Origin of the sequence: Marinobacter sp., from assembly GCF_048266785.1 — a bacterium.
Taxonomy (GTDB): Bacteria; Pseudomonadota; Gammaproteobacteria; order Pseudomonadales; family Oleiphilaceae; genus Marinobacter.
In genome coordinates, this window is sequence record NZ_JBLWYX010000002.1 from 187,899 (window position 1) to 201,653 (window position 13,755).

Sequence of the window (13,755 nt, forward strand, 5' to 3'; positions counted from 1 at the left end):
CCTGCCAATTTGACGGAAATCAGCGTGCTTTGTCTCTGTTTTTTGAACCGGATCCTACCGGGGTTCAGTACAGTAAATCGACCAGGCCCAAGGATATCCACGGGAGATAGGTGATGGCAATAAGGCAGGCCAGAACCACCAACACGAAGCGCATCAGCCAGGGCAGGAGTTGGTCGACCGACAGTTTGGCCACGGCGCAGGCGGCGAACAGGTTTACCCCGAGCGGCGGTGTAAACATGCCGAGTGCCAGGTTCACGACCACGATCAGCCCGAAATGCACCGGATCAATGCCGTACTGTACGGCAATCGGCGTGAATATTGGCGCCAGCACCAGAATCGCAGCGGATGTTTCAATGAACATGCCGACAATCAGCAGCATGACATTGACGGCCAGAAGAAACGAGATCGGGTTGTCGAATACCATGGTTACCCAACCGGCGACCTCCCTGGGTAAGCCGGAACGACTGATCAGGAAGCTGAACAGAGCAGCAGCGGCGATGATCAGCATGACCGCAGCCGTGGAGATCACACTGTGGCGCAGGATCGGCCATAGTTCGGCGAGACTGAGTTCACGGTAGATAAAGCCACCAACAATGACGGCATATACGACAGCGACTGCTGACGCTTCCGTCGGTGTGAAGACGCCGCCGTAGATACCACCAATGACGACGACCGGCATCAGCATCGCGATCCAGGCGCGTTTCAGTGCCACCGGAAAGCTCTGGCGATCCTCGTGATCACGCAAGCCGTATCCGCGTACCTTGCAAAACAGATAGAGGAACAGCAACAACGCGCCACCGATCAACAACCCGGGGCCAATGCCGGCAATGAACAGTTTACCGATGGAGGTATCTGTACTGACGCCATACAGGATCAAGGGAATGGACGGCGGAATAAGTACGCCGAGTTCGGCCGAGGACGCCTGGATCGAGGCCGCCAGCGGGCGTGGGTAACCGTGCTTCACCATTGCCGGGATCAGGATAGAACCGATGGCGAACGTGGTCGCAACGCTCGAACCTGAGACGGCGGCAAACATCATGCAGGTCAGCACGCAGGTCATGGCCAGACCGCCCTGAAAACCACCCACGATGGACTTGGCAAGATCGACAAGCCGCCGGGAAATGCCGCCCGCTGCCATCAGATTGCCCGCCAGGATAAAAAACGGAATCGCCATCAGGGGAAAGTTGTCGATGCCCACAAACATCTGTTGCGGCACCAGCAACAGGGGCAGGCGCGAGAAGAATTCAATTCCGATAATAGAGGCCAGCACGATCGACACTGCGATGGGCACGCCGAGACTGAACAGGATAATCAGTGCGAGCCCGATTGCCGTGTTCATTGGTTCACGCTCCCGTCGTATGCCGAGGGTGCAGGGGTAGCGTGTCGTTCGACCATTGGTGAGGAAACCTGGTGGTCATCGGTCTCGCTTTCGGCTGGGCCGATAGCCTCGAGACCGGTGATCTGTGCGAGTAGGCGTGCCAGCACCGCAATCAGGGCAAAGATAGCGCCTGTCGGCATGGCAGCGTAGGCCCAGGCGATAGAGACGCCGAGACCTGACAGCATTTGACTACGTACTCGCCAGGTCATGGCGGTGCCATAGTGAATCAGCACCAGCAATACAATCGTGCAGCACAGTGCAATCAGTAATTCCAGCCAGACAAGTTTTCGTGCCGGCAGCAGTCTGTAGATGACCTCCACCGACATCATGAAGCCCCCGCGGAAACCCGCAGCGGCACCCATGAACACGCACCAGATCATCGCCGAACGCGAGATAACTTCCGACCAGGTTGATGGTGCATCAAGGAAGAACCGGGTAATGACCTGATAAAAACCAAGCGACACCGAGATGATCAGCATGGCCACCGCAGCCACCAGGGCCAGCCTGGTCGTCCATTGCTCGAAACGCAGAAAATGATTAACCATGACGATCACCCTTGGATCTTGACAGCCCGAGACCTCTGGCATCGGGCCTGAGCGACAACAGACCTAGCAACCACTGTCGCGGATGAGGTCAAGCATTTCGCTGCCGTACTGATCTGTATAGATCTTGTAGGCGGGTTTGACGGCTTCCTGGAACGGCGCCTTATTGATGTCTGTTTCCACGGTCATGCCTTTCCCGCGAAGCAGTTCCACACCTTCACGCTCAAGACGTGATACTTCCTCACGGGTTGCTGCCGCTGACGCTGCAGCTGCTTCGAAAAACCAGCCCCGCTGCTCTTCGTTAAGGCCGTCCAGCAAGACCGGAGATCCGAGAACGACAGCAGGTGAATAGACGTGACCGGTCAGTGACAGGTGGTCCTGCACTTCCCAGAATTTGGTAGCCACGATGACGGTAATGGGGTTTTCCTGGCCGTCGACCGTGCCTTGCTGCAATGCGGTGAACACTTCAGGGAAGGCCATAGGGGTGGGATGCACGCCCATCTGCTTGAACGCTTCCATGTGCACCTTGTTCTCCATGGTACGCACTTTCAGGCCCTTGGCATCGGCTGGTGTCTTGATCGCGTGCTTGCTGTTGGTCATGTGCCTGAAGCCGTTTTCCGACCAGGCCAGGCCGACCAGATTATGCTTTCCCATTTTGTCGAGAAGTTGCTGACCGATGTTGCCATCAAGCACGCAACGGGCTTGCTCGTAGTCCTTGAACAGGAACGGCAGGTCCAATACGTAGCTCTCCGGTACAAAATTACCCAATGGGCCCGTTGAGGTAATCACCACATCGACGGTGCCGATTTGCAGTCCTTCGATCATGGCGCGCTCCCCGCCTAGGGCGCCGGAGGGGTGCTCGACTAACGTGAACTCCCCATCGCTGAGACGCTCAAGAGTTTCTTTAAAGGCATCAGCGCCGACCGAGTAGTGCGAGCTGTCAGACAGTGTATGCCCCAGGTTGATGGTTTGCGCAGCCTGGGCGTTTGCGCCGAATAGGGCCAAAGCGGCTGTGAAACCGCCCATGGTCAGTGCGAGCGTACGACGTGCGAATATTGTTGTCATTGTTGTTCTCTCGAGTTGTTGTAACACACTTGTGGATCCCCCTGACGCTCAGTCAGAGAGGCTTGGTACGGTCGTTGAGGAAGGCCTCGACGATTTCCCGGAAACTGCTGTCGCCTTTAAAACCCAGTTGTTGTGCACGCTGGGTTTTAAACCTTGATGGCCAACTGGCCACGATTGCCTCGATTTTTGGGTCGGGTTTATGCTGAACACGGGCCAAGGCCTCGTCGCCGCCTAGCGTTCGGAGGCTGTCCAGCATCTCGGCAACGCTCACCGTAATGCCTGGCAGCATCAGGCAGCGCCAGGGGCCAAAGGCGTGTCCCGAAACTTCGGCTCCGTGTAACAGGGCTTCGATGACTTTTCCGGGTGACATCACGAACAGCTCAAGGTTCACGGGCACCGGGCAAACGGCCTCTTCGCCGTTGAGCGGCTCGCGCAGAATGCTTGAGGCAAAGCTTGAGGCTGCGGCATTGGGCCGACCGGGGCGGATGACGATGGTAGGCAGTCGCAGCACGCGACCGTCAACCAGGCCACGTCGGCTGTAATCGTTGATTAAAAGCTCACTCATGGCTTTTTGCGTGCCGTAGGAACTTTGCGGCGTGACGGCCGTGATATCGTCAAGCACCGGGGGTAATTCACCTCCGAATGCGGCTACCGAACTGGCCAGAATCAGGCGGGTGTCAGAGAGGCCCCTTGAACGGCAACCCTCCAGAAGTGCGCGGGTAGCATCAAAGTTTACGGCCATACCGAGGTCGAGATCGGCTTCGGCCGCGGAACTGACGACAGCGGCAAGATGAAATATGACATCAGGATGTTCATCCAGAGCCGCATCCAGCGCCTCGGGTGCGGTAATGTCGGCGGCATAGGCAGTGACTTTGAACGACAAGCCGGGTGGTGTTTCCGGCTTTATCTGATCAATCAGAGTGAGGTGCGCAAGTGTCTGGCCGTTGAGCGTACCGCGCGCCGCAAGAGCCTGGATCAGGCGTTGGCCCAGGAAGCCGGCGGCACCGGTGATAAGAATGTGCATGGCAAAATCCTTATTGTTATATGTGTTCGTTGTCTTGTTGCAATCAGCACCGGATTGCTCAGAGCGTCAATCCATAGTCCGTGCCCCAGCCCAGCCCCGCCTGAGTGCCGCCAGCCGGGCGGTATTCGCACCCGACCCAGCCTTGATAACCCAGGGCGTCGAGTCGGGCCAGGATGGCCGGGTAGTTCAGCTCACCGACGTCGGGTTCCTGCCGCTCGGGGACACCGGCGATCTGTACATGACCAATGTTCGGGAACTGGGTTTCCAGGTTGCGGATCAGGTCACCTTCGACGATCTGGCAGTGATAGGCATCAAACTGTACCCGGAGATTGTCGGCGCCAACCTGCGCCAGAATGTCTCTTGCCTGGGCCTGGCGCTGGAGGAAGAACCCCGGCATGTCGCGGCCATTGATGGGCTCGATGAGCAGTGTCTTCCCCACCTTGGCCAGTTCAGCGCCCGCATAACGCAGATTGTTCACATAGGTGTTCAGGTGGGCGCTGCGAACATCGACACCCGCTTCGGCGGGTAGCAAGCCAGCCATGGCGTGTAGCTGCGAGCAATCCAGCGCCTCGGCATAGCGGATGGCCCGGCTGACCGAATCGCGGAATTCCTGCTCACGTCCGGGTAGGCTGGTCAGCCCCCGGTCGCCGGCCTCCCAATCGCCCGGTGGCAGGTTGAACAAGACCTGCGTCAAGTCGTTGGCGTTGAGAGCGTCGCGCAACTCATCCGGGTCGTAGGCGTAAGGAAAGAGATACTCAACGCCGCGAAAACCAGCCTTTGCCGCGGCTGGAAACCGGTCGATAAAATCATGCTCGGTGAACAGCATGCTCAGGTTGGCGGCCAGTCGAATCATCGCTTGTTCCTTGTTACATCCATCATCGGTATCAGTCGCGCGGAAAACGCGCCTCCAGTTCAGCCACTTGTTCTTCATTTAGGCAGCGTGGGTTCTGACCGCGTAGCAGCATGAACAGTCTGGCGGTTTCCTCAAGTTCCTCGGTCGCATAGACCGCGGCTTCCAGCGATTTTCCAGCCACGATTGGGCCGTGGTTAGCGAGCAGCACGGCACTGTGTTCGCCCGCCAGTCCTTTCACCGCGTTGCCCAAAGTGGGGTCTCCGGGTATGTGGTAGGGCACCAGCGGCAGCTTGCCCACCCGCATCACATAATAGGCGGTCAGCGGCGGAATGCAGTTGTGCGGATCAATCTCGGGGAGGCATGAAACCGCCACCGAGTGCGTGGAATGCAAATGCACAATGGCGCCGGATTGCGGGCGTTCTCCGTACATGGCCTGGTGCAAAAAGCTTTCCTTGGTTGGCTTGTCGCCATCCAGCAGCTTGCCGTCACGATCAAGGTGCGAGATACGCGCCGGGTCGAGCCGCCCCAGGCAGGCATTGGTGGGGGTCATCAACCAACCACCATCATCCAGTCGCACGCTGATATTGCCGCTGGACCCCATGGTCAGACCACGATCAAACAGCGACTTGCCGTGAAGGGCGATCTCATCGCGTAACGTGTTGATTCTGCTCATAACAGCACCTCAAAGGCTCGCGAGAAAAAATCGACGCCACCAAAGTTGCCGGATTTGAGCGCCAGCGACAGGGGTGTCTCCCGTTGGGGCAGGTGAGTCTGGGTCCAGGGCACACCGGGGTCGATCTGCTCGCCGATGCGCAATTTGCCGATGCCGAGTGCGGATACCACGGCGCCCGAGGTTTCACCGCCTGCTACCAGCAATTTGCCCACGCCCTCGGCTACCAGTTCCCTCGCCAGCCTGGCCAGCGCGCGCTCAACCAGCTCACCTGCGGCGGCTGCGCCAAGCTGTTCCTGAGCTTGTTTGACCTTGTCTGGCGTGGCCGAGGCGTAAATCAGCACTGGATCTTTGCGACTTAAACGATCACGGGCAAACGCCAGCGCCTCATTGATCTGGTCATCGCTGTCGGCAAGCGCTACGGGATTGAGGGCGAAGCCCTCAAAACGGGAAAGGAAGTGTTCAACCTGACGCAGTGTCGCCCGGGAGCAACTTCCGGAGAGTATCAGGGAGGCGCCGCTGGCGGGCGCCAGTTGTCCGGCGTTGTCCACATTTTCGAGCCAGCCGAGCCGGCGGTACTCGGCAGGCAACGCCCCACCCAGTCCGGAACCGCCGGTTACCAGGGCGGATTGAGCCAGTGTCGCTGCCAATACGGTAAGATCTGCCTCATCCAGAGTGTCACAAATTACATGGCGTACATTCTGTTTTTCAAGCCTGTCGAGATGTGCCCGTGCCTGCTCGGGGCCCGCCGCCAGGGTGGACCGGGCCAACAGGCCAACGGTGTGGGGTGTCTGGCGGGAGAGCGTGCGTACCAGATCAGCATCGGTCATCGGGTTGAGTGGGTGGTGTTCCATACCGCTGTCGTTGAGCAGTCGGTCACCGACGAACAAATGGCCCTGATAAACCGTCCGGCCATTAACGGGAAACGCCGGTACCATCACGGTCTGCCGGGCACCGAGTTGGTCCAGTAAGGCGTCCGCGACGGGGCCAATATTGCCGTCATCGGTAGAATCAAAGGTGGAGCAGTACTTGAAGAATATCTGCCGGGCACCCTGATCCTGGAGCCAGTCCAGTGCCGCCAGGGAATCGCCGATCGCGTCCTGAGCAGGACACGAACGTGACTTGAGTGCCACCACAATCGCATCTATATTGCTAAGATCCAGCGCATCCTGCGGTACTCCGATAACCTGCAGGGTGCGCATCCCGGCGCGGACCAGATTGTTGGCCAGATCCGTGGCGCCGGTGAAATCATCAGCGATGGCGCCGAGTACAATCGACATTATCCGACCTCCTGATCGGCTGGGTCATTAGCGGCCGGCAACTCAATACCTGAAAGTCGCTGATACACTTTGATAACGGCGGAGTCGTCTTCGCGGCCCAGTCCGGCCCCGCTCGCTGCGGTAAACTGCTGCAAGGCACTGGCCGCAACCGGCATGGCGAGGGTCAGCTCACGACCGGTCTGGTGCACGATGTTCAGGTCTTTGACAAAGATATCGACAGCGGACAGCGGGGTATAATCGCCTTTAAGGATATGCGGAACACGGTTTTCAAACATCCAGGAATTGCCCGCCGAATGGGTTATCACCTCATACAGCGTTTCCGGATTAAGCCCCATGCGTATACCCAGGGCCATGGCCTCGGCGGCCGCAGCGATATGAATGCCCGCCAGGTGTTGATTGACCAGTTTCACGCTGGAGCCAGCCCCCGGCGCATCGCCCAGCCGGTAAACGGTGGCGGCCATGGCGTCCAATACCGCTTGACCCTTGGTGTAGGCTGACGGGTTGCCGGAGGACATTATTGACAGCTGCCCGGTGGCGGCCTTGGCAGCACCCCCGCTGACAGGTGCATCGAGCATGAGCAATCCTGCCTCAGTCAGGCGCGTGCCAAGGGCCTTGGCATAACTGGGCGCGACCGTCGCACATTGCATGACCAGACTACCCGGCGCCAGCCTGGACGCCAGGCCTGCAGCGCCGAAAAGCACCGATTCAACCTGGTCAGCGTTGACCACCAACAGCACCACAATGTCGCATTCATCGGCCAACTCTGCTGGCGTTGCAACGCAGCGTCCGCCGCGGGATATGAACGCATCGCAAGCGTGGGCCGAAACATCGCAGCCTATAACGGTCAGCCCGGCTTCGAGTATTGCTGTTGCGGAACCCAGACCCATGGCACCTAGCCCGACGACGCCGACAACGGGATTAACGTGATTAGACACTCGTTTATTCCTCACGGTGAAAGCAGGTTCCACAGTTAAAATAGAACCTGCTACAGCAAAATGTTAGCGCTACCATCATTAATAGAATATTCTTCAGTTTGAGGCAAGGCCCTTGAGGAAATTAAGTACATATGTCCAGCAGTAAAACCAAACGACAGCGCAGAGGCGTCATGCAGCCGACCATTGCAGACGTTGCCATGGAGGCCCGGGTTTCAGCAATCACGGTGTCACGGGTGCTTAATTCGCCCGATGTGGTACGCCCGGCAACACGCGCCCGCGTGGAAGCGGCTATTGATAAGGTCGGCTATGTGCGCAACATGCTTGCGGGCAGTCTGGCCTCTGCCAGTTCACGCTTTATCGCCGTCATCGTGCCGTCGCTTTCAAACATTGTGTTTATCGAGGTGATCAACGGCCTGCAAAGCGAATTCGAGCGTCAGGGTTACCAGATTTTACTGGCCAATACGGACTACGATCTCGATCGGGAGTGCCAGTTGGTCCGGACGTTCCTTGGCTGGTCGCCGTCCGCCCTTGTCGTTACGGGTTTGCGACATAACGATGCCTGTCAGCGCATCCTTTCAGAGTGCGACAGCCCCGTTGCCGAAATAATGGAGCTGGGTGATGCTATTGATCTGAATATCGGGCTTGATCACCCGGAAGCGGGTCGCTGTATGGCCCGCTACCTGTTGGAAAAAGGTCATCGCAACATCGTCTACGTGGCGGCCCAGGTGGCCAGGGATTACCGTGCAGGGTTACGCTACGATGGCCACCGGGAAGTGCTTGAGGAGTCGGGTCTGACGGCGCCTTTGCTCGATATGGACGAGCTTGGCCAGTTTGAAACCGGGGCCCGGGCACTCGACCGGGTGCTTGCCGATTACCCCGACGCCAGTGCTATCCATTTTGCCAATGACGATCTGGCCGCCGGTGCACTCTTGCACGCACAGCGCCAAGGCATCCGCGTCCCGGAGACCATTGCCATTGCCGGATTTAATGGATTGCCGATCGGACAGCACGTTACGCCGCGCCTGACCACGATAACGTCGCCCCGCCACCGGATTGGTCGTCTTGCGGCTGAGCAGGTGATTGCCCGCATCGAAGGCCGTGCACTGAGCAGCAATCAGACGGACGTCAGTTTTGTACTGGCCATTGGTGAAAGCGCCTAGAGAAACGCTGATCGAAAGCTTAGTGTCTAAGCAAGTGTAGAGCCGGTTCCAAGCAAGCGGCATTTTATCGCTCTGTTCTTTAACAGCCTGCGATAATGCACATTGCGATGCCGGAACAGGTTCTTGATAACGTGAAACGGATGCTCCACCCTGGATCGAATCGGCGCTGGCTGGTCAGTCAGACGATTGAGGAAGGGCCCCAAGAGTTTCCCATACGCCCTCGACCACCCGTTTGATCAGATCGGTCACCGTGCTCACATCTTCCGCACTCATGCCTTGTGTGGGCTCATCCAGCAACATCAACCTGGGTTCCTTGAAAGCGGTCTGTTCCCGAGCGTTGTCGGTCACGAAAAGCACAGCTGTCAGACCAGTGGTTCGGACACTGGTGGTTATTGTTTGTTTTTATTGCCTTTCAATATAAAAACGGCAGTTCGAGCGTGTGTTCGATATACCGAATACAGGCTTCGGTAAAGATGCCCCATCGTGGTTTTGTCAAGTTAGGCTACTGACGAAGACAAAAGGCGGGTGTAGAGGTGGAAATCAATGGCCTGGAAATGATCGCGGGCTTCTGTTCACAAGATATGAAATTGCCCCCTGAACGCCAGGGACGTAATTTTTCAACGGGCTATTTACACATGATTATCACGCCGTACAGGGAGGGTAGAGTATCGCCAATGTTGATGCCGGCTGGTACCACCGGCGGCCCCGGTCCGGGTAACCTGCGAGATAGCGCAAATCGCCTATCGATTCGGCAATAGCAGCAAAGCCCGGGCGTGTTGCAAATGCCCGGGCCGAAACACTGCTCGGATTGACTCAGAACGCTAAACCTTTGGCCCCCGCCCGCGAACAGCATTGGCAACAAGGGAGATCACCAGCAGAATGAGAAAGATAAAGAACAGTACTTTTGCGATGCCTGCCGCTGTGCCTGCAATGCCCCCAAAACCCAGGACACCAGCAATAACGGCGATGATAAGACAAACTACAGCCCAATAAAGCATAGTGTTTTCTCCATGTTTGGATTCAATTGAAAAATGGCACAGGCAGTGGAGAAGTACAAATGCCGAGCCGTCTCAGGCCGGGCTTCGAGTAATTTTTTCGGCTTCAAGGTTATGTTTTTATTGATGTAATCAAGCTTTATTAGCAGTTAATTAAGGTTTTATAAGATAAGCCGATGGTCGGGATATTGTTATCGTGGTGCTACTGCTATTCTTAAACAATGTAGTTTGGGAGTAATTTATGACTTTGAAGCGCATTACCTTTGCTCTGCTTGTCGTAGCCTCTTGCACATTTACAGCGCCTCTGCAGGCGGAATCAGCCGATTCATCGGTGGATAAGCTCAAGCAGCAAAGCCAGGAGTTGGGTGAGACATTGCAGGAATACGGTGCCGACCAGAAGGATCAGGCAGAAGACGCCATTAACCGGACATTGGCAGCGCTGGATAAGCGTATTACTGAGTTGGAAAGTGAGCTTTCAGAAAATTGGGATGACATGAGCAATGCCGCGCGGGAGCGTTCGCAGAAAAGCCTGTCGTCTTTGCGGGAGCAGCGTGCACGAGTGCAAGCTTGGTATAACGAACTCAAAGCCAGTTCAGCGTCGGCGTGGGAACGGGCCAAAAAAGGCTTCTCGGATGCCTACGATGCACTTTCCGAACAGTGGAATGAGACTGAGCGGGATTTGACCCTTGATCAGGACAAGAAATCCAAGAGTATCTGACCACCAAAACCAGACAAGGAAACACAATGCCATTTTCTCCAGACCATATTGCCGAGCTTAACCTGTTGTCCCAGTTTGAATCCTCCTCAGGTCAGGCTGGTATTAAAGTACATCGGCAGGATGCGGCACCTGAGACTGTTCAGGCCGCAGAGCGACTTTTTGCCAAGGGTTTGATTACCCGCGATGACGGGGGCTATCTCACACCCATGGGCAGCGAGGCGGTAGAGCTGGCGCAGAAGCTGCAATCTATCCTGACAACATAACAAGCACTGTTCCGGCCAGATGGCTATCTGTAATGGTTGCCTGGCCGGGTGTCTGTGTCTGTTCGGTATGCGCATGAGCTTCTACACTGGCTGACCGCCCAAATACCTCATTCCGGCTATCCGTTATGCGCAAACTGTTCTATTCCTTTTTTGTCCCCGCGCTGTTTGTATGGTTGTGGAGCACTGGTTTTATCGGTGCCAAATACGGTTTGCCTTATGCGGAGCCGTTTACCCTCCTGCTGATTCGTATGCTACTGACGCTGGCTCTGCTTCTTGTGCTGGCAGTGTTGCTCAAAGCCCGATGGCCTGGCTGGCGGGCTGCCGGACACCTGGCCGTAACCGGGCTGCTGGTTCACGGTTGTTATCTTGGCGGTGTCTACTACGCGATTCAGGGCGGGATGCCTTCCGGCATAGTGTCTCTGGTTGTTGGTCTGCAGCCTTTGGTGACGGCCGGTGCGGCTGTCCTTGTGCTGAAGGAGGCGGTCTCCGGCAGGCAGTGGCTCGGGCTTGGGTTAGGGTTGTTGGGTGTAACGCTGGTTCTGCTGGAGAAGTTTGGTGGGGCCGGCAATTCGGGCTCTGGCTTTCCGCTCTGGACACTTGTCTGGGCCCTGTTTGCCCTGACCGGTATTTCTTTGGGCACCGTGTATCAGAAGCGCTACGGCACAGGTGCCGATCTTGTTTCGGGCACCATCATTCAGTACGGTGCTGCCGCAATGTTCTTCGCGGTGGGCGCGTTGATGTTGGAATCTCGCGAGGTGGTGTGGTCTCTCCAGCTACAGCTTTCCATGGCCTGGCTGGTTTTGGGCGTGTCCATCGGCGCGATATTGCTACTGATGTGGCTGATTCGTCGTGGAGCCGCATCCCAGGTTGCGAGCCTGTTCTATCTTGTGCCCCCGGTAACCGCTCTGGAAGCCTTCTGGCTGTTTGATGAACGTTTGGGCGTACTGGCTATTGCCGGGGGCATCATCTCCATTACTGGCGTTGCCCTGGTGGTTTCACAAAGACGCCCCAACTAAGGAGCGCTATCAGAAATCGGGAGTCTGCGGGGATTTGACAGGATCCTGGTGTCTTGATCGTAACGTCAGCAGAAGCCTGTTTGAGGTATCTTGGGGACGATTATTTCCCGGAAATATCTGACGCAGATACAGAGAAAAAATGATATGACCTATTGGCTGGTTGCGAACCCAGAGGCAGGCGATGGCCAGAAAGGCCGGGAGTTCTGGCTTGAAAAGCTGGCAGGTGCAGGCATTGCCAGTCCGGAATGCTGTGATTTTCGGGAACAGGGCTGGAAGGAGCAAGTACAACCAGATGATGTTGTGATGGTTGCAGGCGGTGATGGATCGGTTAACACCGGTGCTGGTCTGTGCCTCGAACGCAATGCGATATTGGCCGTTTTGCCATCCGGCACTGCCAACGACTTTGCTCGCAACCTTGCTTTGCCTCAGGAGCCAGAAGCTGTTTGCGAATTAGTGAAGCGCGGAGTTACGCAGTTGGTGGACGTGGCCGAATTTGGCGACGGTCTGTTTTTGAACGTTGCCCATGTCGGTCTGGGCACGCTTCCCGCCCGAGAGTCGCAGGGCTCTGCTAAAAAGCTATTGGGTCGTTTTAGCTACGGAGTCGAATTATTGCGCCGGGTAAACGCCAAGCGAGGGTTTCACGCAGAAATAAAATGCGACCAGGCTTTTTTGAGCGGACGCTGGTTATCCATTGCTGTATCCAATGGCGCGTTTTTCGGAGGCGGTAACGAAGTTCCGCAAGCCACGGCAGACGATGGGCTTCTGGACGTTATCGCGGTTAAACCGCGCCCCCTGGTGCAGTTGCTTCTGACCTTCGTGATGGTTCAGTTCAGTGGCAAATCTCCCAAACGCACAAGCACCCTGGTGCACCTGAAAGGAAAGCGCTGCGATGTTCTTACCCCCCGGCCAAAGACCGTTACGGTAGATGGTGACGAAGCGGGCAAGACGCCGCTACACGTGACGTGTCGCAAGCATTGTCTCCGGGTCGTCGGTTCGTCGGTAGTGAGCACGGGAAAAGCGGATAACAAACAGGTCGGGCTTGGGTAAAGGGCAAGGGTAAGGCGCTTATGGCTCGTATATCGATTGTAAAACGACTCTTCCGCACGGTTGCTTGGGTATTCCTTGCCTTGATGCTCTTACTACTATCCGTTTTGCTGCTGTTTCGCTATGTGAACCCACCTACCTCCGCGTTTATGCTTGGTTATAGCTTTGCGAACCCGGATAAGGAGTTACAGCAACGATGGGTCAACTTTTCGGATATTTCCCCATGGGTGCCGCTTGCGGTTGTTGCCAGCGAAGATCAGCGGTTTCCGGATCACTGGGGTGTGGATTTTGCTGCGATTCGCAATGCACTGGCCGAATACCACGCGGGTGAGGGGCTTAGAGGAGCCAGTACGATTACGCAGCAAACGGCGAAAAATCTGTTTCTCTGGAATGGTCGCAGCTTTGTTCGTAAAACACTGGAAGCCGGGCTTGCGCTGGCCGTCGAAGGGCTTTGGCCAAAACAGAGGATTCTGGAGGTATACCTCAATATCGCCGAGTTTGGCCTTGGCATATACGGCGTGGAGGCAGCTAGCCAGATCTACTTCGGTATTCCTGCCAGCCAGTTGTCCTTCGAGCAGGCTGCGCGGCTTGCAGCGGTTTTACCTAACCCGAAAGTACTGAGTGTTGCTTCTCCGTCACCCTATGTTCGGGATCGGATATTCTGGATACGCGGTCAGATGGACCAGCTCTCCGGGCTGCAGTATTTGAAGGGGCTATGAAAAGTCTATAGACACTTCCTGGATACACAAGATCCTGCCCGGTCGCTTTGAGTCTTTGGTACGATGAGCGCACCTGCTGAAGAAAGAGAACGT

15 protein-coding genes and 2 pseudogenes are annotated in these 13,755 nt (G+C 56.6%); 6 read left to right on the forward strand and 11 right to left on the reverse strand.

All coding sequences use genetic code 11. From position 1 onward, the window contains the following. Positions 1 to 64 precede the first annotated feature (64 nt). From ACN0V1_RS04360 to ltnD, 8 genes are all read right to left on the reverse strand, one after another. On the reverse strand, positions 65 to 1,339 hold the full coding sequence (locus ACN0V1_RS04360; RefSeq protein WP_291951262.1) for a TRAP transporter large permease: 1,275 nt from the start codon (positions 1,337 to 1,339) through the stop codon (positions 65 to 67). After that, the gene (locus ACN0V1_RS04365) at positions 1,336 to 1,923 is read right to left on the reverse strand and encodes a TRAP transporter small permease (protein WP_291951265.1); all 588 of its coding nucleotides are present in this window, start codon (positions 1,921 to 1,923) and stop codon (positions 1,336 to 1,338) included. Before ACN0V1_RS04365 ends, ACN0V1_RS04360 begins: the two co-directional genes overlap by 4 nt. A 63-nt stretch (positions 1,924 to 1,986) precedes the next feature. Further along, positions 1,987 to 2,985 carry a TRAP transporter substrate-binding protein gene (locus ACN0V1_RS04370; RefSeq protein ID WP_291951267.1) on the reverse strand — a complete coding sequence of 333 codons (999 nt, stop codon included), beginning with the start codon at positions 2,983 to 2,985 and terminating at the stop codon, positions 1,987 to 1,989. A 52-nt stretch (positions 2,986 to 3,037) separates the two neighbouring features. Beyond that, positions 3,038 to 4,009, reverse strand: a complete 972-nt coding sequence (denD, locus tag ACN0V1_RS04375) for a D-erythronate dehydrogenase (protein ID WP_417543822.1) — start codon at positions 4,007 to 4,009, stop codon at positions 3,038 to 3,040. Between the two features lie 58 nt (positions 4,010 to 4,067). Beyond that, complete coding sequence (gene otnI, locus ACN0V1_RS04380; RefSeq protein WP_417543823.1) at positions 4,068 to 4,862, reverse strand: 2-oxo-tetronate isomerase; 795 nt, start codon at positions 4,860 to 4,862, stop codon at positions 4,068 to 4,070. A gap of 31 nt (positions 4,863 to 4,893) precedes the next feature. Beyond that, on the reverse strand, positions 4,894 to 5,535 hold the full coding sequence (gene otnC / locus ACN0V1_RS04385; RefSeq protein WP_417543824.1) for a 3-oxo-tetronate 4-phosphate decarboxylase: 642 nt from the start codon (positions 5,533 to 5,535) through the stop codon (positions 4,894 to 4,896). Beyond that, positions 5,532 to 6,812 carry a 3-oxo-tetronate kinase gene (gene otnK / locus ACN0V1_RS04390; RefSeq protein WP_417543825.1) on the reverse strand — a complete coding sequence of 427 codons (1,281 nt, stop codon included), beginning with the start codon at positions 6,810 to 6,812 and terminating at the stop codon, positions 5,532 to 5,534. Before otnK ends, otnC begins: the two co-directional genes overlap by 4 nt. Then, on the reverse strand, positions 6,812 to 7,747 hold the full coding sequence (gene ltnD / locus ACN0V1_RS04395; RefSeq protein ID WP_417543826.1) for an L-threonate dehydrogenase: 936 nt from the start codon (positions 7,745 to 7,747) through the stop codon (positions 6,812 to 6,814). Before ltnD ends, otnK begins: the two co-directional genes overlap by 1 nt. Before the next feature lie 131 nt (positions 7,748 to 7,878). Here ltnD and ACN0V1_RS04400 point away from each other — a divergent pair, with 131 nt between their 5' ends. After that, on the forward strand, positions 7,879 to 8,907 hold the full coding sequence (locus ACN0V1_RS04400; protein ID WP_417543827.1) for a LacI family DNA-binding transcriptional regulator: 1,029 nt from the start codon (positions 7,879 to 7,881) through the stop codon (positions 8,905 to 8,907). A 26-nt stretch (positions 8,908 to 8,933) separates the two neighbouring features. On the opposite strand, the pseudogene ACN0V1_RS04405 reads toward ACN0V1_RS04400, so the two are convergent. From ACN0V1_RS04405 to ACN0V1_RS04415, 3 genes and pseudogenes are all read right to left on the reverse strand, one after another. Further along, positions 8,934 to 9,074: pseudogene (locus ACN0V1_RS04405) on the reverse strand (transposase); the annotation flags it as partial. A gap of 49 nt (positions 9,075 to 9,123) precedes the next feature. Further along, positions 9,124 to 9,231 (reverse strand): annotated as a pseudogene (locus tag ACN0V1_RS04410) (ABC transporter ATP-binding protein); the annotation flags it as partial. A gap of 497 nt (positions 9,232 to 9,728) precedes the next feature. After that, positions 9,729 to 9,905: a DUF1328 domain-containing protein gene (locus ACN0V1_RS04415; protein ID WP_417543828.1), complete on the reverse strand. Its 177-nt coding sequence runs from the start codon at positions 9,903 to 9,905 to the stop codon at positions 9,729 to 9,731. A 238-nt stretch (positions 9,906 to 10,143) separates the two neighbouring features. Between ACN0V1_RS04415 and ACN0V1_RS04420 the strand changes: the two genes are divergently transcribed. The 5 genes from ACN0V1_RS04420 to mtgA all read left to right on the forward strand — a co-directional run bounded on the left by ACN0V1_RS04420 (position 10,144) and on the right by mtgA (position 13,662). Next, positions 10,144 to 10,620, forward strand: a complete 477-nt coding sequence (locus ACN0V1_RS04420) for a hypothetical protein (RefSeq protein WP_417543829.1) — start codon at positions 10,144 to 10,146, stop codon at positions 10,618 to 10,620. A gap of 26 nt (positions 10,621 to 10,646) precedes the next feature. Further along, positions 10,647 to 10,883, forward strand: coding sequence for a TIGR02647 family protein (locus ACN0V1_RS04425; RefSeq protein WP_417543830.1), 237 nt, complete (start codon positions 10,647 to 10,649; stop codon positions 10,881 to 10,883). Between the two features lie 125 nt (positions 10,884 to 11,008). Beyond that, positions 11,009 to 11,899, forward strand: coding sequence for a DMT family transporter (locus ACN0V1_RS04430; protein WP_417543831.1), 891 nt, complete (start codon positions 11,009 to 11,011; stop codon positions 11,897 to 11,899). Positions 11,900 to 12,043: 144 nt separating this feature from the next. Further along, on the forward strand, positions 12,044 to 12,946 hold the full coding sequence (locus ACN0V1_RS04435) for a diacylglycerol/lipid kinase family protein (protein ID WP_417543832.1): 903 nt from the start codon (positions 12,044 to 12,046) through the stop codon (positions 12,944 to 12,946). 20 nt (positions 12,947 to 12,966) lie between these two features. Next, complete coding sequence (mtgA, locus tag ACN0V1_RS04440) at positions 12,967 to 13,662, forward strand: monofunctional biosynthetic peptidoglycan transglycosylase (RefSeq protein ID WP_417543833.1); 696 nt, start codon at positions 12,967 to 12,969, stop codon at positions 13,660 to 13,662. Positions 13,663 to 13,755: the final 93 nt, after the last annotated feature.